The organism is Paenibacillus turpanensis, assembly GCF_011421635.1.
Taxonomy (GTDB): domain Bacteria; phylum Bacillota; class Bacilli; order Paenibacillales; family YIM-B00363; genus Paenibacillus_AK; species Paenibacillus_AK turpanensis.
The window spans coordinates 107,639-129,520 of record NZ_WTLI01000016.1 but is presented as its reverse complement, the minus strand read 5'-3'; the positions used below and the strand labels follow the sequence as shown (position 1 = coordinate 129,520).

Annotated in this window: 19 protein-coding genes and 3 tRNA genes; 4 read left to right on the top strand and 18 right to left on the bottom strand. The window is 50.6% G+C overall.

The features are described 5' to 3' along the window. Positions 1-222 precede the first annotated feature (222 nt). Positions 223-510 carry a hypothetical protein gene (locus GQS10_RS15875; RefSeq protein ID WP_166243913.1) on the top strand — a complete coding sequence of 96 codons (288 nt, stop codon included), beginning with the start codon at positions 223-225 and terminating at the stop codon, positions 508-510. Positions 511-605: 95 nt separating this feature from the next. Beyond that, on the top strand, positions 606-770 hold the full coding sequence (locus tag GQS10_RS15870) for a hypothetical protein (RefSeq protein WP_166243911.1): 165 nt from the start codon (positions 606-608) through the stop codon (positions 768-770). 58 nt (positions 771-828) lie between these two features. Here GQS10_RS15870 and GQS10_RS15865 read toward each other — a convergent pair whose 3' ends face one another. From GQS10_RS15865 to GQS10_RS15845, 5 genes are all read right to left on the bottom strand, one after another. Further along, a complete protein-coding gene (locus GQS10_RS15865; protein ID WP_166243909.1) occupies positions 829-2,484 on the bottom strand; it encodes a sensor domain-containing diguanylate cyclase in 1,656 nt (551 codons plus the stop codon). Between the two features lie 470 nt (positions 2,485-2,954). Next, positions 2,955-3,027: transfer RNA gene (locus tag GQS10_RS15860), tRNA-Val, on the bottom strand. 159 nt (positions 3,028-3,186) lie between these two features. Further along, positions 3,187-3,381, bottom strand: coding sequence for a DUF7167 family protein (locus GQS10_RS15855; RefSeq protein ID WP_424991795.1), 195 nt, complete (start codon positions 3,379-3,381; stop codon positions 3,187-3,189). 16 nt (positions 3,382-3,397) lie between these two features. Continuing rightward, on the bottom strand, positions 3,398-4,771 hold the full coding sequence (locus GQS10_RS15850; protein ID WP_166243905.1) for a Na+/H+ antiporter NhaC family protein: 1,374 nt from the start codon (positions 4,769-4,771) through the stop codon (positions 3,398-3,400). 40 nt (positions 4,772-4,811) lie between these two features. Beyond that, positions 4,812-5,657, bottom strand: a complete 846-nt coding sequence (locus GQS10_RS15845; protein WP_166243903.1) for an alpha/beta hydrolase family protein — start codon at positions 5,655-5,657, stop codon at positions 4,812-4,814. Positions 5,658-5,817: 160 nt separating this feature from the next. On the opposite strand from GQS10_RS15845, the gene GQS10_RS15840 reads away from it, so the two are divergent. Next, the gene (locus GQS10_RS15840) at positions 5,818-6,765 is read left to right on the top strand and encodes an S-layer homology domain-containing protein (RefSeq protein WP_166243901.1); all 948 of its coding nucleotides are present in this window, start codon (positions 5,818-5,820) and stop codon (positions 6,763-6,765) included. Between the two features lie 302 nt (positions 6,766-7,067). On the opposite strand, the gene GQS10_RS15835 is transcribed toward GQS10_RS15840, so the two are convergent. From GQS10_RS15835 to GQS10_RS15825, 3 genes are all read right to left on the bottom strand, one after another. Continuing rightward, positions 7,068-7,141, bottom strand: a tRNA-Ile gene (locus GQS10_RS15835). A gap of 13 nt (positions 7,142-7,154) precedes the next feature. Next, a tRNA-Met gene (locus tag GQS10_RS15830) sits at positions 7,155-7,231 on the bottom strand. Between the two features lie 96 nt (positions 7,232-7,327). After that, the gene (locus tag GQS10_RS15825; RefSeq protein ID WP_166243899.1) at positions 7,328-7,492 is read right to left on the bottom strand and encodes a hypothetical protein; all 165 of its coding nucleotides are present in this window, start codon (positions 7,490-7,492) and stop codon (positions 7,328-7,330) included. A gap of 269 nt (positions 7,493-7,761) precedes the next feature. On the opposite strand from GQS10_RS15825, the gene GQS10_RS15820 reads away from it, so the two are divergent. Then, positions 7,762-8,280 carry a 2'-5' RNA ligase family protein gene (locus GQS10_RS15820; protein ID WP_166243897.1) on the top strand — a complete coding sequence of 173 codons (519 nt, stop codon included), beginning with the start codon at positions 7,762-7,764 and terminating at the stop codon, positions 8,278-8,280. Between the two features lie 79 nt (positions 8,281-8,359). Here GQS10_RS15820 and GQS10_RS15815 read toward each other — a convergent pair whose 3' ends face one another. From GQS10_RS15815 to GQS10_RS15770, 10 genes are all read right to left on the bottom strand, one after another. Then, a complete protein-coding gene (locus GQS10_RS15815) occupies positions 8,360-9,868 on the bottom strand; it encodes an ABC transporter substrate-binding protein (protein WP_166243895.1) in 1,509 nt (502 codons plus the stop codon). After that, entirely contained in the window at positions 9,861-10,772 is a 912-nt protein-coding gene (locus tag GQS10_RS15810) for an ABC transporter ATP-binding protein (RefSeq protein WP_166243893.1), read from the bottom strand. The genes GQS10_RS15815 and GQS10_RS15810 overlap by 8 nt, the downstream gene beginning before the upstream one ends. A gap of 9 nt (positions 10,773-10,781) precedes the next feature. Further along, positions 10,782-13,700 carry an ABC transporter permease gene (locus GQS10_RS15805; RefSeq protein ID WP_243735201.1) on the bottom strand — a complete coding sequence of 973 codons (2,919 nt, stop codon included), beginning with the start codon at positions 13,698-13,700 and terminating at the stop codon, positions 10,782-10,784. Then, positions 13,700-14,848, bottom strand: a complete 1,149-nt coding sequence (locus GQS10_RS15800; RefSeq protein WP_166243891.1) for an efflux RND transporter periplasmic adaptor subunit — start codon at positions 14,846-14,848, stop codon at positions 13,700-13,702. The genes GQS10_RS15805 and GQS10_RS15800 overlap by 1 nt, the downstream gene beginning before the upstream one ends. After that, positions 14,784-15,512: an ABC transporter ATP-binding protein gene (locus GQS10_RS15795; protein ID WP_166243946.1), complete on the bottom strand. Its 729-nt coding sequence runs from the start codon at positions 15,510-15,512 to the stop codon at positions 14,784-14,786. Before GQS10_RS15795 ends, GQS10_RS15800 begins: the two co-directional genes overlap by 65 nt. Positions 15,513-15,628: 116 nt before the next feature. Continuing rightward, complete coding sequence (locus GQS10_RS15790; protein WP_166243889.1) at positions 15,629-15,919, bottom strand: hypothetical protein; 291 nt, start codon at positions 15,917-15,919, stop codon at positions 15,629-15,631. A 151-nt stretch (positions 15,920-16,070) separates the two neighbouring features. Continuing rightward, positions 16,071-16,733, bottom strand: coding sequence for an orotate phosphoribosyltransferase (pyrE, locus tag GQS10_RS15785; protein WP_166243887.1), 663 nt, complete (start codon positions 16,731-16,733; stop codon positions 16,071-16,073). Then, on the bottom strand, positions 16,730-17,461 hold the full coding sequence (pyrF, locus tag GQS10_RS15780) for an orotidine-5'-phosphate decarboxylase (RefSeq protein WP_166243885.1): 732 nt from the start codon (positions 17,459-17,461) through the stop codon (positions 16,730-16,732). Before pyrF ends, pyrE begins: the two co-directional genes overlap by 4 nt. Positions 17,462-17,487: 26 nt before the next feature. After that, positions 17,488-20,697 carry a carbamoyl-phosphate synthase large subunit gene (carB, locus tag GQS10_RS15775; RefSeq protein WP_166243883.1) on the bottom strand — a complete coding sequence of 1,070 codons (3,210 nt, stop codon included), beginning with the start codon at positions 20,695-20,697 and terminating at the stop codon, positions 17,488-17,490. After that, positions 20,684-21,859, bottom strand: coding sequence for a carbamoyl phosphate synthase small subunit (locus GQS10_RS15770; RefSeq protein WP_166243881.1), 1,176 nt, complete (start codon positions 21,857-21,859; stop codon positions 20,684-20,686). The genes carB and GQS10_RS15770 overlap by 14 nt, the downstream gene beginning before the upstream one ends. Positions 21,860-21,882: the final 23 nt, after the last annotated feature.

Sequence of the window (21,882 nt, the reverse complement as noted above, 5' to 3'; positions counted from 1 at the left end):
GCGAAAACTTCTTTTGGCAAGCGACACGGAAGAAAAGCGTAGGTCCGATTCCCCCTATCTGCCCCGTTCAAAGCGAAAGCGAAAAAAAGAAGGGATTTTCCGAGCCTTTCTGAACCTTATCTTAAGATGAAAAGATGAATTCCGTCCTTCCGACTTGACTTTGCTATGATGTCGTTCATAATTAATGGTATACACATTTTTAATGTAAAAGGAGAACCAACATTGAGAAACTTAGCCGTAAAAGACGTCGTGTTATCCGACAACAACACAACGGATCATCTTTATCAATTTATCGTTACCTTTGAAAATGGCTCGAAAGCACGCGCATTTGTGGTGAAAAACCCAGAGTGGAAGCTTACCGGCGTATCCCGCCTGCTTCAGCTGCCTTGCCCGATCTGCATGAAGGATTATTACTGCAAATGCTTCGAGCATCACAGCGATGTCATTGAAAGCCAGCTATTGGAAAATGGCCGACTTGATCAATGTCTTGCCGAAGGGAATAAAGCATAACCAATCAGTCTAGGGAGCCTCGGCTCCCTTTTTGATTTTCTAGAATAAACCGTGCATAGAAGGCAAACCCTATTGGTAAAAATGGAGGTGAGCCTATGCCGGATGATATTTTAAATGCGAACGTGAATAACGAGGTTCTCAACAATAGACCGCCAAACCTAAAGGAAGATTTTGGAATTACAGATGCAGAGGATAAAATGGACCGCGAGCTTATGCCAAACAAAGCAAGCGATCAACAAAATAAAAACGAGACTCGTTAATGACGTCCCGTATACCTTATCCATCATAAAAAGCCCCGAATCGGGGCTTTTTCCACTCTTACGCTTCATTTCTTGCTTTGTTATTTTCAGCACTATCCGCAAAGGACACACAGTTTTTCCCCGCTTGTTTTGATTTATACAAGCATTCATCAGCCAATTGGATGACTTCCGTTGGATTTTTGCCGTGCTTTGGATAAAAAGCGGCGCCGATACTGCAGCCGATCGAAATCTGATTAAACTCAACAATATAGGGCTTGTTAATCGAAAGCAATATTTCTTGTGCCAGCTTTTCCGATTCCTCTACAGCATCGTCAGCAGATAACCGCCGTACGGCCAAAAATTCATCTCCACCCAGGCGAATGGTAATATCTAATGAGCGGTTAAGCGACTTCAATCGATTGGCCACCTTTTGCAGAAGAAGATCTCCGATTTGATGACCCAAGCTATCGTTCACTTGTTTAAAGCCATCGAGATCAAGATACATAAAAACAAGGGTTTCCTCCTGCGAGTCAAAGTGCTGAAGGGTTGATTCTAAATAATTTTCCAAAGCGACACGGTTTGGAAGACCGGTCAGCTGATCACTTTGAGCTAACGATGTCATGGAATCCAGAGCAGACTCCGTACGAACAAGCGATTCAACCAAACTTCTCAAAGAGCTCGATAAAATCAAAAGCTCTTTAAAACCTCTATACTCTGGAATCTTAATATTTTCTCCATTACGGAGCCGATTCGCCGCAACCGTAAGTCCCCGAATCGGGCTGGATATTTTCTCGGCCAACCACCAGCCGATAACTGCAAATCCAAGTGCAGCAAAGAGTGCAGTCACAAGGGAACGATGGATCATGGCATCAACCGGGGAGAATGCGATTTCTTCCGGCTCCCGTACCAGCACCGACCAGCCTAGCCCTTCATATCCTAAATACCCGTCTCCATATGCAAAGCCGGTCAAGTATTTTTTACCGTCCGGCCACTGCAGCAAGCTCCAGCCATCATCCCCGGATTGAACCCGATCCAAAACTTCAAATTGTAATGTTTTTCCCACCGATCCTTGAGGACCGAGCAGCACCATGCGGTCTTGTTTGCTAACCACAAACATTTCCAAGCCTTTGCTGTACTCCAGCTGTGGGGCCACTATAATTTTTTCGATTTCCTTCGACCATTCCCAGCTTAAATGAGCTGCTAGAACGCCGATCACTTGACCGTTAGCGCCGATAACCGGAAGACTGATATCGACAAACTTTAACGGTTCTCCAGATGGATTCGGAAGCAGCTTTGCAAGCAGTACAGCATCGTGAACATCACCGATAAACCGGCCCTTTATGCCTTCTTTGAACACCGGACGCTCGGAAATATTGTTGCCTACTAATATCCCGTCCGTAGCCGCAACTACCTTCCCTTTCGTATCGGTATATCCTACCCATGAGAAGGCCGGAAAACTTTTTTTCAACTGATCAAGCAGCTTTTGAATTTGCTTTTCATTCCCGCTCCGCTGAAAAGTATCGAGAGTAGCTAAAATCTCTAATTCTCCAGCTCTTGACCACATATAATGATCAAGCTTATCTGCCATTTGATAGGCGATTCCCGACAACGAATGACCAATCTCGTTTTCTATCACTTTAGCAGACTGCCTCGCCATCATCGTGCTTAATACAAAACTCAAAACAATGACTATTACGGTAAAAGTAATGATCAATAAGGTACGGATTCGAATCAATGAAGCTCGCCCTCCACAGCTGAAATGACTACACAGTTAACCTTTTTGGGATTTCCCCATTATATATTCAGTAGAAAACAAATAGCGATAACCATTCATTTACCCAAAATTATCTTGACAAACCGAGCGCGGATTGGTGCGTCACAGCGTGGCAAGAAAAAGAGCCCCCTTGTTTGAACAAGAGAGCTCCTAAGAGGGTTCCGGTCACTTTCTTTATATGGGGGAGAGGGCGTTTGGGCATCGCAGGAGGTTAGGCATTTACTCGATCACAACATAAAAAAATGGAAAACACTGTGAAACAGGGAGTCAGCAGGTCAGGTACATTTCCTTCAAATCCGCTGTCATCACCTCTTTCTGTCTTGATGGTTCATTCTATGAAAAATGATGTCTTCTCGTTTGGACCAAGCTTCTGGTAGATTTGCGGAAATCGTAAAACAAAAGAACCCTTGCTAAGCAAGGGCTCTCGGCTATGATCTGTAGTGGGCTCGAACCACTGACCCCCACCCTGTCAAGATGGTGCTCTCCCAGCTGAGCTAACAGATCGTATTCAGTTCAACCACATTTTTAGCGGCGACAAGGTATATAATATCAGGTTGCGGCACAACAGTCAACAGGTTTGTACCCGTAAATTTTTGGCGAATGGATAGGAGTACAAAGCATCAAAACATCTCCCCCTAGAGAAAAAAGGGAGCTTTCGCCCCCTTATTCGCTTTCGCCATCTTCCTCTAGAACCTCCCAGGCGACACCGACGGTTTCATTCACCCAATCCCGAACGAGAATCTGGATCGCCGCTTCGGTTTCCTCCTCCGTCAGCTCTTCAAGCTTATGGTCCGGTATTTCAAGTACATGCTCCTTACTCACGTTTTCATCCACTAGAAGCTGCAGCTTTACCTTCATAAGCACCAACCTACCTCTATTTCATTTGATCAATCGGCGCCGCCGCTGTATGCGAACGCTCCCCTTTCATACTGCTGAGCCCAGACACCACTAACGTTGCTAACGGCAAAATCCACAAGAAGACAGCGTAAGGAACATACTGCTCCACGGAAACTCCCAAGATCGTGCTGCACAGGATCGCCAGCATATTCCAAGGCACCATTGCGGCAAATACCAGCGAGGTATCCGCAACCACCCGGCTCAGTGAAACGGCCGGAAAGCGTTCCTTCCATAGCGGCAGAAACATTCTCCCGGTCATCATGATTGGCAGTGTCTGTGTACAAGAGACAAGCCCTAAGGCTAAACCGAATCCCCCCGTGCGAAGCGTCGCGGAAAGCTGCTTTGCGGTTTGGCCAAACAGCTTCTCCACATATGGCCGGATTAGCTGAGTATCCTCTAGAATACCGCTAAACGCTCCGGCCATCGCTATCAAAATAACGAGGCCAACCATATCCGACAAGCCCTTAGAATGAAGATGGGCTAATGTGGCATGTTCATAGCCTGACCAAAGATACACAGGCCAATCCCCGATCGGAACCCCCTGAACCATGCTGCCGAGAATCACACTGATCCCGATTGCCCACAGAAACGCCGTCCGCGTTTTCAGCCGAAACAGCAGGATCGAGCCGACCAGTACTACCGCAGGTATTAGAAGCAGCGGCCCTAGCACAAAAGCTTCCCGCAGCTCATCCGCAGCACGGATTGCGCCGGAGCTGCTCCCCCATCCGCCCATTGCGTCAAAGCTTCCAAAAACAACGAGACAGAAAGCGATCGCTGTCAACGTTGTAGGAAGCATGGACCGCTGCTGAGCGCGGACCGTCACCCCAGTGGAAGCAGCGACAAGCTGATGCGCACTGGAGAAAGGCGATCCGCGATCCCCGACAAACGCGCCGGATACCAGTGCCCCGGCCACCAGCGGCAAAGGGATGCCAAGATAGGCAGCTGCTCCAATTAACGGAATCCCCACTGCGCTTAATGTGCCTGTCGATGTCCCCAGAAGCATCGAGATAACAGCGGAAAGCACAAAGCTTCCTGTCACAAAATACGCGGGATGAAGCAGTGACAAGCCGGAAGAAATTAAGTACGGTATCGTCCCGCTCGCGGTCCAGCTCGGAATGAGCAGGCCGACCAGCAGTAAAATATAAATGACTTCTTTGGTATGCGCTGCACCGGACCGCATCGACCTTCCTATCGTCCCCCATTCGGCGAGACCTGAACGGCGAACTAGCAGCACCAAAGCAATCAAACCTAGGGCGAACCCCGCAGCAAGCGGAGCATTCGTTACGTAAGCCGCCGCCAGCCCAGCTATGGTCAAAAACACAACGAAGCCTAATTGCCATGCTGTTACCATGATGTCTTTCCCCTATCTCTTTATATATTATTAAAATATATTATCTGTGGATAACTTTACGATTCACCCATTGCTTCGTTACACGAATAGCCTCCGCCAAGGGCTTTGGCGATTCAACAAACGGATGCTTTGCGCCAAAGGTGTGATCCCCGCCGTCTATTCGCAGCCAATCCACGTTTCTGCAGGCCGTTTTCAGACGTTTCGACCCTTCGATCAGCCTTGCATAATCATTCGTACCCTGGATAAGTGCGAGCGGAACCTCCAGTGCAGCCGCGCGTTTAACAATATCGAAACGCTCCGCATTCGCGTCTAAGTCGTCCAAAATTTCCACATCTAACGGCATCCGCTGCTTGGTTCGGGCATTTTCAATCCAAGAGCGCCCTGCTTCCTTCATTTCACGTTGGACGTTTTCTGGGAAGATAGCCCGGAAATCGGTCGTACCGTTCCAGCTAATGACCCCGGAAACGCTCTTCGCATGCTCGGCCGCATATATGATCGCCAGCCCTCCCCCTCGGCTGTGCCCCAGCAGCACAATCGGCCGGGCGGCAGCTTCTGCGCCGGAAAGCAACCCCCCCTCTCGAACGAACTGCACAACCGCATCCAAATCCTCCAGCTCCCGCGAAAACGTGTTGCCCGCAAACTTTTCCAATTCATCGAATTCCGTCAGCGAAGCCCCAACGCCATTCATCGAAAAATTAAATAATACCGTATCAAAATCAATGGATAACTGCTTGCCGACAAAAGGAAACATTCCCCAATCTTTAAATCCTTTAAATCCATGACAAACTATAATCGTAGCAGAAGAGGCTCCCGAAATGCACGGGTAAAAATCCCCTCTTATCGTCCGATCGCCAGTAACCGGCAGCTCAAATGGATGCTTATTCAACCCGTTTCGCCTCCTTTTAACAAGCTTGTCTTTCGTCCATCTTTCCTTAATCCATTATATACCAGCCGATCCCTATTTCGAGGAAAAAATATTTTTTTGCAACATTTAACGATTCTCACTCGTTTCTAATGCTGAAAACAAATAAAAAGAGGTGCTGATAATGAAAAGACATACGAAATGGATTGCCGCTTTGCTCATCTTTGTATTTGCCGTTACAGGGCATGCTTACGCATTTCAAGACGTAGAGGATCTGCAAGCCAAGCAAAAAATTATTGCACTGAAAGAAGCTGGAATCATCAGCGGAATTGACGATCAAACCTTTTTACCGGAAGGAAAAATGACCTACGCTCAATCCGTTCATATGATCGTTAAGGCAATGGATTTAAGCCTGGCCGCATTTACCTTCATCAAAGCGCCGGAAACAACAGATTATTTTGTAAACGTTCCGAATGATCAATGGTATTCCGAATCGTTTGTTATTGCTCATTTACATGGACTGCCGCTGGCAAAGACCCTCGACCCAAATACGGAAATTTCCCGCGAACAATTCGCTCACCTGCTGATGAGTGCGGTTGATGCGACAGGCGATTATGCATTTGTGAAAATCTACCATGAAGTTGCCGATGGCGAAGCGATTGAAGCGGAGCACCAAAATTCCATCCAACATCTAATTATCATGAAAGCGGTGGAGCTTGATGCAGATGCAAAGTTTTATCCGGATCAAATCATTACTCGTGCCGATGCCGCTGTAATGACTCATGACGCCAGAGTATTTGTGCTGAGCCACCGAGACACAACAATCGATTATCCTGCTGAACCCGTAAACGAGGAAGTAACCATGCAAACAACCGCAATCAATGAGAACGTAAACCGCGTGACGTTGGCATGGGGGGAGCAGCCAAGTTCCGGTTATCGTATCACGATTGACAGCATTCACTTTAACGAAACGGATAAAACGGCAGAAATCCGCTACTCCCTGCATACGCCGGACCCGGACAAAAGCTATCTAACCGTCATCACCTATCCGAAGGCGGAGACGTATGTTTCCTCAGAATATCAAGTGGAAGTTGTGAATTCCGCAGCCATTACTCCGATCCCAAAACAATAAAAGTGATGTGTTGACAAACGTTCTCAACTGTTGTAATATAAAGGTGTGACAAATGATAATATTTCTCATTCTCAATAGCAACTCCTCACCCTCACTCAGTTTCACCCCTCTACAAAAAGGACCCGTTTGGGTCCTTTTTGTATTGTGTCGAAAACATCGCCTAACGAGATATGCGCCATTCGTTTGCGCTGCAGAGAAACGAGTACTAAAAAACCCGCCTCCGAAGCGAAATCATTTCGCTGTCAAAAGACGGGTTAAAATTTTGTTAGGAAGCCCTTACGGGATATGAGTGTTGAAATTTATGGGCCCTGCAGGACTCGAACCTGCGACCAATCGGTTATGAGCCGACCGCTCTAACCAACTGAGCTAAAGGCCCGACTAAGAAAGATTGGTTGCGGGGGCAGGATTTGAACCTGCGACCTTCGGGTTATGAGCCCGACGAGCTACCGGGCTGCTCCACCCCGCGACACCAAAAGAAGCAACGAAGATAAATATACACTATAAACAAAGACTTCGTCAACCCTTTTAGCAAAATTATTCAAAACAAATTTCAAAACCAAGATTATAAGCTGTATCTCACTCCGAAGCGGCCCTTCTTAGAACGAAACACTTCGACCTCCTGCGGACACTCGTAGCCGTAGATCCACCAGTCTTCTTCCATTCGTTTGGCCAGGCAGCCTGCCTGAAATTTCGTTTCGTAAAGCTTTCCCCAATATACCCACTTCACGCGTGTTCACCCCTTTGGCCAAAATAATTCCTTTACTAGGATAACCAGATTTTTATGAATACAGTCCCATGATAGCCCGTTTAAGAGTGCAGGAGGCCGCTGTCATTGATCCGAAGCTCTCCAATGAACTTATCCTGGTATGAGATAGCATGAGCAAAAAAAGTGGTGTTTTATCGCCTATTCCTGCATTTTGAGCACAATATTTTCTTTGTTTCCCCTTATGAAACGAATTTCTTGGAGGTATAATAAACCATAAAGGGGGAGTTATGATGAATTATGGTATCGCTGTGTTCCCGTCACGGGAAGCTCAGGATTACGCCAACAGCTTCCGCAAGCGCTACGACACGCATTATAGCTTAATCCAGCCGCATTTGACTGTTCGCGAAAGCGAAGATTGGAGCGAAGCCCGTCTGCAGGAGGCTGTCGAGCATATTACTCGGATTGCCCAGACCATCGCGCCCTTTGACGCGAAATTGAATCGGTTTTCCAGCTTTTATCCGGTTAATAACGTTATTTATTTGGCTCTGGAGGAGAACGAGCCATTTCAGAGCATGGTCGAAGCTGTCTGCTCCGGCCCGCTGGCGGAAACGAATCGGAGATACGGATACAATCCGCATCTAACGGTGGGTCAGGAGCTGAGTGACGATGAGCTTCATGACGTGCTGTCCAGTCTGCGGAAGAAACCGGTCAATCTCCCCTTCAAAGTTGACCGGCTTCATCTCCTGTACCAGACCGACAATAAAGCTTGGACGGTGTATCAAACCTTTTTACTGCAAGGCCAGCGATAGAAAGAAGGTACTGTCTTAGAACACAAAAAGGGAGCCAAATGCAAGCGCGCATTTGGTCTCCCTTTTTCTTCATTCCCTTTTAGCCTGCAGGAACCGCCATCGGCGAGTCGCCCGGCATATTAATCGGGCCCTCCGGATTTTCACGAATCTGCTGCAGCATAGCATCCCCTTCGGTCTGCCACTCCTTGAGCGCCTCACGAACCCCTTTCTTTCCTTCCATGACCTCGCGATATTTCTGATCGCCGATACTTTGAACCATATGCAGGTTTGGATATTCCATATACAGCTTACGATCCGCATCATACATTTCTTGAACCGGCGTCAGCTGTGTAAACGCCTTAACATTATAATTCAAGCCGTCTTTCGGTTGAATGTACTTTTGTCTCGAAACGAGCTGGTAGCTGCTCTTCGCTTTCGTACGCGCCCAATCTTCGCCGTTGATAAACTTAATAAATTTCCAAGCGTCTGCTTGGTTTTGCGCTTTTGCATTAATGGCCATTATGGAATGCATATTTACGTAACCGCCGACACCCGGGTATTCCGGATGGGTCGGTACCGTCACGACATCCCAGTTAATCGGATTAAAGTTTTCAATATTTTCAGCACTCTTATTCGCTTGGATAATTTGATTAATATAGCTGTAATCGATAATCGTCATCGCTACCTTGCCAGACAAGAACACTTCATGCTCGAACGGATTATAACGGCCCGATTCCATCATCTTGCGTTCTCTTTCCTGCGCATCTTCAGCAGAAGGAATCACCTTTTGGGTGCGAAGGTCGAGCATTTTCTTCCATACGTTTTCCCATGCATCGGAATCTACAGTCATTTTTTCGGCTTTTTCATCAAAAATTCGAAGCTGCAGAGGCTGCGTATAAATGTTGGATTCCCACATTCCGCTGGATCCGGCGTAATTCGTAAAGGAGAAGCCGTATTGGAACTCCTCACCTTTTGGCAGACTCAATCTGCGGGCGAGCTCAAACACTTCGTCCCAAGTCATATTATCCTCAGGAAATGGAACTCCCGCTTCCTCGAACAAGGTTTTATTGTAAGCTAATGCGGAAGAGCTGAACGTTGGCGACAAAGCATACAGCTTTTTATCGGTGCTGAGATTTTTAATCCCGTCCATTACAGCCGGAACCATATCGGAAGTATCGAATTTATCTTCAGCGATCAGTGAATCCAGTGGCTGCAGCATATTATCGGCAATTAACGGGGACAACGCACCGTAATCCGTAATGACAAGATCCGGCGGATTCGGTCCGTTCATCATCTCTTTCATACTCTCAATCGGGTCTGGCATTTTTTCTCGTTTTTCATCCGTCTGGTAACGGTACTGCGAGTAATCAACAGCTGGGATAATCTCCAGCGTGATATTGGGATTGGCATATTCGAAAATTTCCGTATACTGCTGGCGGAACCATTCATCGTCTGGTCCCCCGCCCATTGTCGTCACAATTCGCAGCGTCCGCGGTGTATTATCGGCCGCTTCACTCTGCTTCGAGCATGCTGCCAGTGTCGGCGCCAGCATCGTCAGCGCGATAAGCCCTGCGGATGCCGGTTTCACCCATTGCTTCCATTTAGTCATTTTTGGTTCCCTCCATTGATTTTGGCGCGCGGATCGTGATGGACTCACCATCAAATTCCATCGACACCTTGTTTGTAATTTGCAATGCCTCCAGGTATTCCTTCGGCACCTGCAATCGCCCTGCGCGATCTACCACGACGAACTCCTCGTGGCGTCCGCCCTTTATGCGGAGACCGCCTCCGGCGGCAGCAACCTCACTGCCCTCCACAACCGCATCAAGCAGCTCATTGCGCTTCACGAATTCCGTGCTCGTAAGCCCGTCGCGAATCGCAATGACGCGGTCAACCTTTCCGGCGAGCGACAAATCGTGGGTAACGATCACAATCGTAACCCCCAGCTCTTCGTTCATCCGGCGGAAGATGCTCATAATCGTATCGCAAGTCTGCGAGTCGACGGAGCCTGTCGGTTCATCGGCGAGCAGCAGCGGCGGCCGGTTTGCGAGCGAGATGGCGATTGCCACCCGCTGCTGCTCCCCGCCTGAAAGCTGCTGCAGCTTGTTGTTCATGCGGTGGCCGAGACCAACCCACTCCAGCAGCTGCTTGGCGTAAGCGCGATCCACCTTCCCGCCCAGCATCATCGGCACTTCAACATTTTCTAGCGCCGTTAAATAAGGAAGCAGGTTTCGCGCATTGTTCTGCCAAATAAATCCGACGGTGCTTCGTTTATATTCAACCAGCTGCTCCTCGGTGACTTTAAGCAAATCCCATTCCCCGACACGAAGCTGACCGGCGGAAGGGCGGTCGAGACCGCCCAGCATATTCAAAAGCGTCGATTTCCCGCTTCCGCTGCTTCCAATGATGGCCATCATTTCACCCTTATTGACGGTTAAGTTTAAACCGCGCAGGGCAACAACCTCGATTTCATCCGTTTTAAAAATCTTAACTAGCTCTTCGCAGTGAATCATAGCAGCTCCTTATCGCTCCTCTCCGAGCTTTACCGCTTGGTGCACGCGCAATCGGCGAATGAACAGGAACAGCATTGTCGCGCCCGCAGCCATCATAAACAAGACAACCGCATAAATTTGCAAGGTATCTCTCGCTTCGAAAATGACACGGAACGGCGGCACCTGGGCCTGCGCGCTGCCAGTCGTCTGCAGGAACGGAAGAAACAGCAGACTCGTCAGCTTGCCGATGCCAAGTCCAAGACCAATGGACAGCACCGCAGTAAAGCTTTGCTCCAGCAGCAGCATACCTGTCAGCTGCTTACGCGACAGCCCCATGGCGCGGAGTACGCCGAACTGTACGACCCGTCCTGATAAATGGAAGAACCAATAGAGCAAATACCCGACTAAGGAAATAATAACGGACACAAGGAAGCCAAGACTTAAAATCCCGAATACTCCCCCGCGAGCCGGATGTTTTCCTTGAATGATAAGCTCATTGCGGACATCCTTGACATCGCTTGCCAGCTGAATCCCCTTTGCGGTCAGCTGCTCGACAAGCGGTCCCACCTTTGCGCCTTCCGCCATCTTGATCCAAACCTCGTACGGAATCAAAGGCACTTGATCGTAAATGTACTCCAGGTTCGTAATAAAGAACGGGCTTGATTGCGGATAAAGGCTGGGCCAATACGGCACTGTGCCTACAACGATAAAATCAAGAGCGGTGCCGGAAATGGATGCACTGACCATATCCCCCGGCTTCAGCTGATGCTTCTCCGCAAAATCCTGCGGGATAATAACCGCTTGTTCAAAGTGCGCCCCAAGCAGATTCAAGTATTCGTATGGATGCGCGGGATACAAATCGTTGCGGAACCATCCGACCTTGGCAAAATCGGCGTTATCGATCGCCATCAGCGTTACCTGACCTGCGGTCTTACCGGAAACGGAGGCGCTCGCTTTGGTTTTCAGCACCCGAGCGGCATGCTCAACACCCGGCAGCTCCTTATAAATTTGAAAAGGCGGTTCAATCAAGAGCGCTTGTTTCGGTGGTGCGCCGCCCTGTCCCGGTGCTCCGGGATTTCCTGAACCGGGTGCTCCTTGACCGCCGCCGGGCGTTTGGCCGCCGTTTTGGCCTCCGCCTGATCCGCCCGAATTTCCCTGGCCTTGGCCGGGGTCGCTGAGATCGAGCTCGGTGAATCCTTCCCAGACACTGTTGATAATAACATCCGTTCCATACTCGTAAAGCGTACGTTCCGTTGAATTTTGATCAATGGTACGTGCTGCAGCCGAATTATAAACGCCTAAACCCAGCGTCAAAATGAGCAGCAGCATCAATGGATAATACGACTTTGCCGAGCGTGAAAGCTGCAGCAGCGTCAAGTACAGCGGTACAGGCAAAAATTTGCGTCCAAGCCAGCTGAACAGCTTCAGCAGCCACGGGAAAATGCGAAGGAAAAACAACCCCATAGCAAAGATGGACATGGCCGGCACAAAAAATAACATAGGCTGTACCTGAAGCTGATCACTAGCAAGACCGGTCTGGAGCGAAATCATCTGTCGCTCCTGAAACAGATAATACCCATATCCGACCAGGCCGAGCAGTGCAAGATCTAAGAACCAGCGCTGCCATACCGGCTTCCGGTCGGCCCTTGCCATCTGTGCGCGCAAACCGACAATCGAGGAACGCGCGTAGGATATTGCCGGAATTAAGCTTGCCGTTAAAGCAACCAGAACAGCTGCTCCTCCGTACAGCATGGCGTCGGTTCCGAAACCGACCGGCACCGCCTTACGGTCTACGAAATACAAAAACCCGCTTGCGGAACCGATGCTCTTGGCCATAAACCAGCCGATCAGCGGTCCGATAAGCAGCGAAATGCCGCCAAGAATAAAGCCTTCAAGCAGGTACACTCGCACGATCTGACTCGTACTCGCCCCCCGGCTCCTCAGCACCGCAATATCCGTTCTTTGCTTATCCAGCGCCTGCCGCGAATTTGTAGCGATATAATAAAAAACCATGGCAATCATCGGAGCGGCAAGCGTCAGCAGCAAAAATTGAAGCTGCAGGCTTTGCTGGCGAAATTCACCGAGCATGGATTTAAAAGAAATATCCACTTTCGTGTCTTTAAGCAGCTGATACAGCTCAATATCGAGTCGATCCAAGGTTTGCGTGAGCGGTGCAAGCTGACTCGTCTGAATGTCCTTCAGGTCAAAGGCGTAATACCAATTAGCTAAGGTTAAAGGAATGTTTTTCTTCTTCAACAGCTCTTCGGTAAACAGCGTCTCGTTGACCAGCAGGGTGTTGAGCAGCCCTTCAGTGCCTTCGTACCAATAAGGCTTTGTCTCATCCTTCGGTGAAAACGAACCGACGATCCGCACCTTAAGCGATCCTTGCCCTCCGGAAATCGGATAGGTGAATTCATCGCCGATCTGAATATAATTCCGGTATAGCGCGTCTTCCAATGCAACGACTTCAATTACGCCGTTTTTGATCTCTGTCGATGCCGCCTGGCCTCTTGTAAATTCAACCTGATCCGCCAAGCCCGACATGGAAGATAAGGTCATCTGTCTGCGCTTGCTGGCATCGGTTTTCTGAGGGTCGACAACCTTCAGGTTCGCCCCTCTCAAGGACAACGTTTGTACAAAGGCTTCCTGAGGAAACCCGATCCGCTGCGGAATATCCGTCTTAATAAACGAGTCGACTGCTTCTAAAGACGAGATTTCCGGCCGGTCGTTGCCAGCAGCCTGATAACGGATCAATAGCGAGCCTGCCGGCATCCCTTCATTCTCCGCTTTCAGCGAGGTCGATACGACCCGTTTCAACGCTCCGTCAGCGTACATCGGTATACTCGTCGTAAACGCAACGGCAATCAGCAAACCGAGCAGGCTGCTAAACGTCAGCCACCTTGTATTCCACATTTTGCGGAAGGTAAAGCGAAGCATTGGCATGCCCATTACCGACCGACCACCTTTTGGCCTGCGGATAAGCCCTTCACAATTTCCACCTGAGTCGGCGTTTGCATCCCGACCTCAACGTCAATCTCACGCTTTGCGCCCTTCTCGTCAATCACCTGCACATAATTTCGGCCGCCGTAGGTGCGAAGCGCTGACGGAGGAATAGTAACGACATTTTCCTTGCGGTCTACAATAATTTGAACGCTCAGCGGAGTCCCTCTAGCTAGATTCTCCGGCATTGCCTCAAGATCCACTACGAGATACTGTTCAACCGATTCCTGCTCCTGCTGACCATTTCCGTCTCTATTATTCGGGTACCCCCCGTAGTAGCCGCCGTTTCCGGATTGAGTCTTCTCCTTCGTTGGAAGTCTGCGAACTTTGCCTTTATGGGAGCCCGCCGAGTTAATGTCGACAATGACCTCCATGCCCGGAGCCACCTTTTTCAAATCATCCTGTGTGATATCGGCGGCTACTGTAAGCATGGAAAGATCGGCAACCGTCACAGCTTCATCGTATGCCTTAACCGAATCGCCTTTTTCAATATGTACCTTGACAACCGTTCCGTCAAAAGGAGCCGTAATTTTCGCGTTGGCGATTTGCTCCCGGAGTTCAACCAGCTTTGTCCGCTCAAGCTCAAAATCGATCTTCAGCTCCTCCAGCTTTTCCGGAGCCAATTCATTGGCTTTACGCAGGTTTTCAATCATCGTCAGCTCTTGCTTGCGGAATTCCAATTCCTTACGGCGCAAATCCCGCTCCACCTCGCTGACATCAAGCTCCACCAGCAGCTGCCCTGCAGTCACTGTATCGCCTGACTTCACATAGACGTCTTTTACTCTGCTCGTTTGCGTATCCGACTCATCGCCCGCAACAAACAACGTCTCCTCTTTCTCACTCATCAGCTTTCCTGAGCCGCGCACCTTCGTTTCCAGCGTCTCCGTCTTTGCAGTATACTCCGGTTTCTTTGAAATCGTAGGCTGTGTAATTGTCGGAAGCACTTCCTCCTCATCCTCTTTCGGCAAGAGAGAGCATCCGCTTGCGGTCACTACCGATATCGCAGCAATCAGAGCAATGGCAGAGCGGAATTTAGGACGCTTGGTTTGTGTGGTTTGAACTTCGGTCAAATCGTCCGTCCACCATTTCGTAAACATAATCGGCTACCTCCAAAATCGTTGGATCATGCGTGGTCATACAAATAGCTACATCTTCTGTGCGAATAATTTCCCGGAACACCGCCATCACCTGTGCACCCATTTGCGAATCCAGCTCCGCTGTCGGCTCATCCGCCAAAATCAGTGTCGGCTGATGCGCAATCGCTTTCGCTATGGCCACGCGCTGCTGTTCCCCGCCGGAAAGCTCGAAAGGGCGATGGTGCATGCGCTTGCCGAGCCCGACCAGCTCCAAGCAGTGGCCGACCCGTTCTTTCCATAGATGTTTTGGCGTTTTGGCAAGCCTTAGAGACAGCTCGACATTTTCCCATGCCGAGAGCAGCGGAAGCAGAGCGTAGGTTTGAAAAATAAAGCCTATATCCCTGCGTCTTACTGCTGTTCTTTCGTCATCGCTCATTGTATGGAAAGACAGCCCGTTAAAGCGGATTTCCCCCTTCGTCGGAACATCCAAGCCGCCCAGCATGTTAAGCAAAGTCGTTTTCCCCGAACCGGAACGCCCTTTCAGCATCACCAGCTGCTTGCGCATGACCTGCATGTGGATTCCTTTCAGAACGTCCAGCTGGACGGAACCGACTTGAAAAGACCGCACGACATCGTGAACAGTAAGCAGCGGTTCCTCGAGAGGCTCGCTTGTTTGTGATTGCATTTCGTCCAATGCCTCTCCTCCTTTCTATGACTCCTTTACACTTAGACGAAGCAACTTAGGGAAAAGTTACAAGGTTCAACAACTTTTTTTTACAAAAAAAGAAACCTCAGCAAATGCTAAGGCTTTTTGAACGTTTCATCGGTAGATTCACTTAATTGTCTTGCTCTTTCCTCCAATGTGGAGTCTACCCAAAGTGTACACGGAATTACAGCGGCAGTTGCTATAAGAAAAGCAGGCCAAAAGCGTCCGTCGATCAAAAATGCATGTATAGGATTGCCGGCATCCAGCAAGGACGAAACAACACCCTCCCAAGTTTGCCAATGAACAGCTGCTTCAAGAAGCGTCTCTACAACCCATACGAAAATGAACAAATATACATATACAAAAATACCGAGTACGAGCAGCATAGCGAACTTCCCTTCTATACCGTCTTTTCCTCATCTTATTCGTTAGCTTCCCTTTTGGTTCATCCCTAAGAGGCTGTCCATACAAAAAAAACCGTGCCTCGCTCCCCCTTGGTAAAGGAGAAAAACGAGATACGGTTTTCATTGAATTGCTTTACACTCCATACTGCTGCGGATGCTCGCGCCAGCTTTGCAGCGTTTTAATATCACTTTCAGCAATCGCCCCGAGCTTAGCTGCCGTTTCCAGCAGCGCGGAATAATTCGACAGCGTGGCGAGCGGGATGTTTTCTTCGCGGAACGCCTGCTCCGCCTGCGGGAACTCATAGGTGAAAATCGCTACGACACCAAGCGCCTGCGCGCCAGCATCGCGGACCGCTACCGCCGCTTTCAGCGAGCTGCCGCCGGTCGAAATCAAATCCTCGATCAGCACGACCTTTTGCCCTGCGCTTAGATGGCCTTCGATCATATTTTGCTTCCCGTGACCCTTTGCCTTATCGCGGACATAAATCATAGGCAGCCCCAGCTTGTCCGCTACCCAAGCGGCATGCGGAATTCCTCCTGTGGCAATTCCCGCAATGACCTCGGCGTCCGGATGCAGATGCTTTACAAGCGCCGCAAACCCATCCGCCAGCAAATTGCGCACTTCCGGATACGAGATCGTTAACCGGTTATCGCAATATATCGGCGATTTGAGGCCGGACGTCCATACAAACGAGTTGGCCGGGTCTGGCCGCAGCGAGACCGCTTTAATCTTCAACAGTGCCTCAGCGATTTGCTGGGGCAGCTTTTGTAAATCAACTGTTATCGTTCCGTTCATGAATGGACGAGCTCCTTCACAATAGATTCCAGCGCAGCGCGAGGGTCAGACGCCGCCGTGATCGGCCGGCCGATGACCAAATAGTCGGAGCCGGCCGCAAGCGCTTGAGCCGGAGTTAGCACGCGGGATTGGTCGTCCATACTGGAGCCGGCCGGCCGGATGCCCGGAGTCACAAGCACAAACCCGCTGCCGCATGCTTCCTTAAGAATTCCGGCTTCCTGTGCGGAAGCGACAACCCCTTGCAGACCGGATGCCTTAGCTAGCTGTGCGTAACGCACAACTGTATCCGCCACGCTGCCGGCAATGCCAATTTCCTCGTTGAGCATGTCCTGCGACGTGCTCGTCAGCTGTGTTACGGCAATGACCTGCGGGAGTGCGCCGCCCTCTGCGCCCTGCACAACGCCCTCCATCGCCGCGCGCATCATTGCCGAACCGCCGGCTGCATGTACGTTAAACATATCCGCACCGAGACGGGTTACACTGCGTGCAGCCCCCCGCACGGTGTTCGGAATGTCATGCAGCTTCAGATCGAGGAACACCTTGTGTCCCCGATCCTTAAGCTCCCTAACGAAGGCCGGTCCCTCCGCGTAAAACAGCTCCATGCCAACCTTCATCCAGCACGGAATTCCGTCCAGCTTCCGAACAACATCCAAGGCACTTCCGGCTTCCTGGTAATCGAGTGCCACCATAATCCGCTCCGCGGCTGAGCCTGCTCCATTCGCATTCATCCGGCGATGCCTCCCTCAAATATCTTTTATATTCCGCCGGCGATTGGTGCCGGGGACAAATTGATTGCTTCCATCATCTCGACAAGGGCACGAACCGTATCCAGCGAGGTCATACATACTACGCCGTTTTCTACCGCTTCGCGGCGAATGCGGAAGCCGTCACGCTCCGGCTCTTTGCCTTTCGTCAGCGTGTTGATGACGAACTGCGCTTCGCCAGTACGGATCAAATCGAGAATGTTCGGCGAGCCTTCGCTCAGCTTATTTACCGTATCGACCGGAATTCCCGCTTCTTCGACCGCTTTTGCCGTTCCGCCGGTTGCAATGATCTTGTAACCGAGCGCTTTGAAGCGGCGCAGCAGCTCAACCGCCTCATCCTTGTCCTTGTCCGCTACGGTAGCAAGCACCGCACCGGTTGTCGGGATTTTCATGCCCGAGCCTACGAGGCCTTTATACAGCGCCTTCGCGTAGTTTTGATCGCGGCCCATAACCTCGCCCGTCGATTTCATTTCCGGGCCGAGCGTCGTATCGACGCGGCGCAGCTTCGCAAACGAGAACACCGGCACTTTTACCGCGACAAAATTGCTTTCTCTCCACAGGCCAGAATTGTAGCCTTGAGACTTCAAGCTTTGACCCAGAATCGCTCTCGTTGCCACATTCGCCATCGGGATGTCCGTTACCTTGCTGAGGAACGGAACCGTACGGGACGAACGCGGGTTTACCTCGATCACATATACCTTCTCTTGGAAGATAACGAACTGGATATTTACAAGGCCGATCACGTTCAAACGCAGGCCGATTTTCGTCGTAATATCGATAATTTGGCTTTTCACATCATCCGAGATCGTTTGCGGCGGATATACCGCAATGGAGTCCCCGGAGTGTACGCCGGCGCGCTCGACATGCTCCATAATACCTGGAATTAAGACCGTCTCACCGTCGCAGATCGCGTCGACTTCCACTTCTTTGCCGAGCATGTAGCGGTCGATCAATACCGGATGCTCCGGATTAATTTTCACGGCGTATTCCATGTAGCTTAGAAGCTCTTTATCCGAATACACAATTTCCATCGCGCGGCCGCCCAATACGTAGGACGGACGAACGAGCACCGGGTAGCCCAGCTTTTGCGCGGTCCCAACCGCTTCGTCAACACTTGTTACCGTGCTGCCCTGCGGCTGAGGGATATCCAATTCGCGCAGCAGCGCTTCAAACTTCTTGCGGTCTTCCGCTGCATCGATGTTTTCCAGGCCCGTGCCGAGAATCTTCACGCCGGCTTTCGCCAGCGGCGCTGCAAGGTTAATCGCTGTCTGTCCGCCGAATTGTACGATTACGCCTACCGGCTGCTCCTGCTCGATAACGTTCATCACATCTTCGAAGAAAAGCGGCTCGAAGTAGAGACGGTCGGAGGTGTTGAAGTCCGTCGATACCGTTTCCGGGTTATTATTGATAATAACCGCTTCATAGCCGGCATCACGGATCGCCCAAACGGCGTGCACCGTGGAGTAGTCGAACTCGATGCCTTGGCCGATCCGAATCGGACCGGAGCCAAGCACGACAATCTTCGGCTTATCGCTCGGAATAACCTCGTTCTCTGTTTCGTAGCTGGAGTAGTAGTACGGTGTCGACGCTTCGAATTCAGCCGCGCACGTATCTACCATTTTGTAAACCGGCTTCACATTTTGAGCAAGGCGGAAAGAACGGACGTCCTGCTCGTTCACGAGGTCGGATTTGTTGCCCTCCTTGCGAAGCTCAGCAATTGCGCGATCTGTAAAGCCCTTGCGTTTCGCTTCACGAAGCAGCGCAGGAGTAAGCTCTTGCTTGCGAAGCGTATCTTCGAAAGCAACCAGCCCTTCGATCTTAGCCAGGAACCACCAGTCAATCTTGGTCAAATCTTGAATGTGCAGCAGCGTCCAGCCACGGCGGAATGCTTCTGCAACGAGGAACATACGCTCGTCATCCGGCTTTTGCAGACGGGTCGTCAGCACTTCATCGGTCAAGGAAGGCGCGTCCTTCAGGAACAAGTGGTGCGTGCCGATTTCGAGCGAGCGAACCGCCTTTTGCATCGACTCCTCGAAGGAACGGCCGATCGCCATGACCTCTCCCGTAGCTTTCATCTGTGTGCCAAGCTTGCGGTTTGCCGCTGTAAACTTATCAAACGGCCAACGCGGGATTTTGGAAACAATATAATCAAGCGCCGGCTCAAAGCAGGCGTAGGTTTGACCTGTTACCGGGTTGACCAGCTCATCAAGCGTATACCCTATCGCGATCTTCGCCGCCATCTTGGCGATCGGGTAACCCGTCGCTTTGGAGGCAAGCGCCGAGGAACGGGATACGCGCGGATTTACTTCGATTACATAATATTGGAAGCTGTGCGGATCCAGCGCAAACTGTACGTTACAGCCGCCCTCGATGTTCAGGGCGCGGATAATTTTAATCGAAGCGCTGCGCAGCATCTGGTACTCGCGATCCGACAGGGTTTGGCTTGGCGCTACAACGATGCTGTCACCGGTATGAACGCCAACCGGATCAAAGTTTTCCATGTTACACACGACGATACAGTTGTCGTTCGCATCGCGCATAACTTCGTATTCAACTTCCTTCATGCCGGCGATGCTGCGCTCCACCAAGCACTGTCCGATCGGACTGTAGCGAATACCGGAGGATACGATTTCAACCAGCTCTTCTTCCGTCTGAGCAATACCGCCGCCGGTACCGCCAAGCGTATACGCCGGACGGACGATGATCGGATAGCCGAGGCCGCGAGCAAATTCAACCGCCTGCGGAACCGTCGTAACAATTGTACTTTCCGGAATCGGCTGGCCAAGTTCCTTCATGAGCTCCTTAAACAGGTCGCGGTCCTCCGCTTTTTCAATGGCGGAAAGCTGTGTGCCAAGAAGCTTTACATTTTCCTTTTCAAGAATACCGGCTTTTGCCAGCTGCACCGCCATGTTAAGGCCCGTTTGTCCGCCAAGCGTCGGAAGCAAGCCGTCCGGACGCTCTTGGCGAATAATTTGCGCAACAAAATCTAGAGTAATCGGCTCGATGTATACTTTATCCGCCATATTCGCGTCGGTCATAATGGTGGCCGGATTGCTGTTAATCAGAATAACCTCGTAGCCTTCTTCTTTCAGCGCTTGGCAGGCCTGTGTGCCTGCATAATCAAACTCTGCGGCCTGGCCGATGACAATCGGACCGGAGCCGATGACGAGAATTTTTTTGAGTTTATTATTTTTGGGCATAGCTCAGCTCTCCCTTTCCTTCTGCACCGGCTGCGGCTGCACGCTCTGCCGCTTCCTTGGCAATAATCGTTTGCTTTGGCGTTACGCTGCGTTCTTCCTTGACACGAATCATCATATCTACGAAACGGTCAAACAGGTATCCGGAATCGTAAGGACCCGGCGACGCTTCCGGATGATATTGCACGGAGAATGCCGGCAGCGTCTTATGGCGAAGACCTTCGATCGTTTTATCATTATTGTTGATATGGGTAATTTCCAGGCAATCCGGGATGGACTCCTCCGTCACCGTGTACCCATGGTTTTGCGAAGTAATGTAGCAGCGGCCGCTTTCCAGCTCCTTCACCGGGTGGTTTCCTCCGCGGTGTCCGAACTTCAGCTTTTCTGTATTCGCACCGCAAGCAAGCGCGAACAGCTGGTGTCCAAGGCAAATTCCGAACAGCGGGAATTCTTGGACGAGCTCACGAACCGTATCGATTGCCGGCGCAACGTCCTTCGGGTCCCCCGGACCGTTGGAGAGCATAATGCCGTCCGGCTTTAAGCGGCGGATCTGGTCAGCCGTCGTGTCATGCGGAACAACGACAACGTCACAGCCGCGCTTTTTCAAATCGCGTAAAATACCGCTCTTTGAGCCATAGTCGATCAGCGCAACGCGCGGACCGTCGCCCGGCACGTTGAATACCTGCTTCGTCGAGACGGTTGCCACCTGATTTGTGGCAATGTCGCCGCCGCGAAGACGTTCCATTAAATCCTCATAGGAGTCCGTCGAAGTTGTAATGATCGCCTTCATGGTGCCGTGGCGGCGCAAAATCCTTGTAAGCATCCGTGTATCCACACCCGAAATGCCCACAATACCGTACTCCTGCAAAAGGTTGCCTAAGCTGTACTCCGCTCTCCAGTTGCTCGGCACTTCTTCGTGCTCGCGCACGACAAAGCCGTGAATATATGGACGAACCGCCTCAAAGTCGTCACGCGACATGCCGTAGTTTCCAATCAGCGGATAAGTCATCGTGACGATTTGCCCGCAGTACGAAGGGTCTGAAATAACCTCTTGATATCCTGTCATTCCTGTATTAAATACAACCTCGCCGATGGATTCACCATCACTGCCGAAGCTGCGGCCTGTAAAAAGTGTTCCGTCTTCAAGTAATAATCTTGCTTCCATGTACGATTCCCTCCTTAGTTTCC

Coding starts and splice junctions, on each gene's coding strand:
- GQS10_RS15870 (WP_166243911.1), top strand. CDS start 606: ATGCCGGATGATATTTTAAATGCGAACGTGAATAACGAGGTTCTCAAC.
- GQS10_RS15855 (WP_424991795.1), bottom strand. CDS start 3,381: ATGAAGGTAAAGCTGCAGCTTCTAGTGGATGAAAACGTGAGTAAGGAG.
- GQS10_RS15850 (WP_166243905.1), bottom strand. CDS start 4,771: ATGGTAACAGCATGGCAATTAGGCTTCGTTGTGTTTTTGACCATAGCT.
- GQS10_RS15840 (WP_166243901.1), top strand. CDS start 5,818: ATGAAAAGACATACGAAATGGATTGCCGCTTTGCTCATCTTTGTATTT.
- GQS10_RS15820 (WP_166243897.1), top strand. CDS start 7,762: ATGAATTATGGTATCGCTGTGTTCCCGTCACGGGAAGCTCAGGATTAC.
- GQS10_RS15815 (WP_166243895.1), bottom strand. CDS start 9,868: ATGACTAAATGGAAGCAATGGGTGAAACCGGCATCCGCAGGGCTTATC.
- GQS10_RS15810 (WP_166243893.1), bottom strand. CDS start 10,772: ATGATTCACTGCGAAGAGCTAGTTAAGATTTTTAAAACGGATGAAATC.
- GQS10_RS15805 (WP_243735201.1), bottom strand. CDS start 13,700: ATGGGCATGCCAATGCTTCGCTTTACCTTCCGCAAAATGTGGAATACA.
- GQS10_RS15800 (WP_166243891.1), bottom strand. CDS start 14,848: ATGTTTACGAAATGGTGGACGGACGATTTGACCGAAGTTCAAACCACA.
- GQS10_RS15795 (WP_166243946.1), bottom strand. CDS start 15,512: ATGCAATCACAAACAAGCGAGCCTCTCGAGGAACCGCTGCTTACTGTT.
- GQS10_RS15790 (WP_166243889.1), bottom strand. CDS start 15,919: ATGCTGCTCGTACTCGGTATTTTTGTATATGTATATTTGTTCATTTTC.
- pyrE (WP_166243887.1), bottom strand. CDS start 16,733: ATGAACGGAACGATAACAGTTGATTTACAAAAGCTGCCCCAGCAAATC.
- pyrF (WP_166243885.1), bottom strand. CDS start 17,461: ATGAATGCGAATGGAGCAGGCTCAGCCGCGGAGCGGATTATGGTGGCA.
- carB (WP_166243883.1), bottom strand. CDS start 20,697: ATGCCCAAAAATAATAAACTCAAAAAAATTCTCGTCATCGGCTCCGGT.
- GQS10_RS15770 (WP_166243881.1), bottom strand. CDS start 21,859: ATGGAAGCAAGATTATTACTTGAAGACGGAACACTTTTTACAGGCCGC.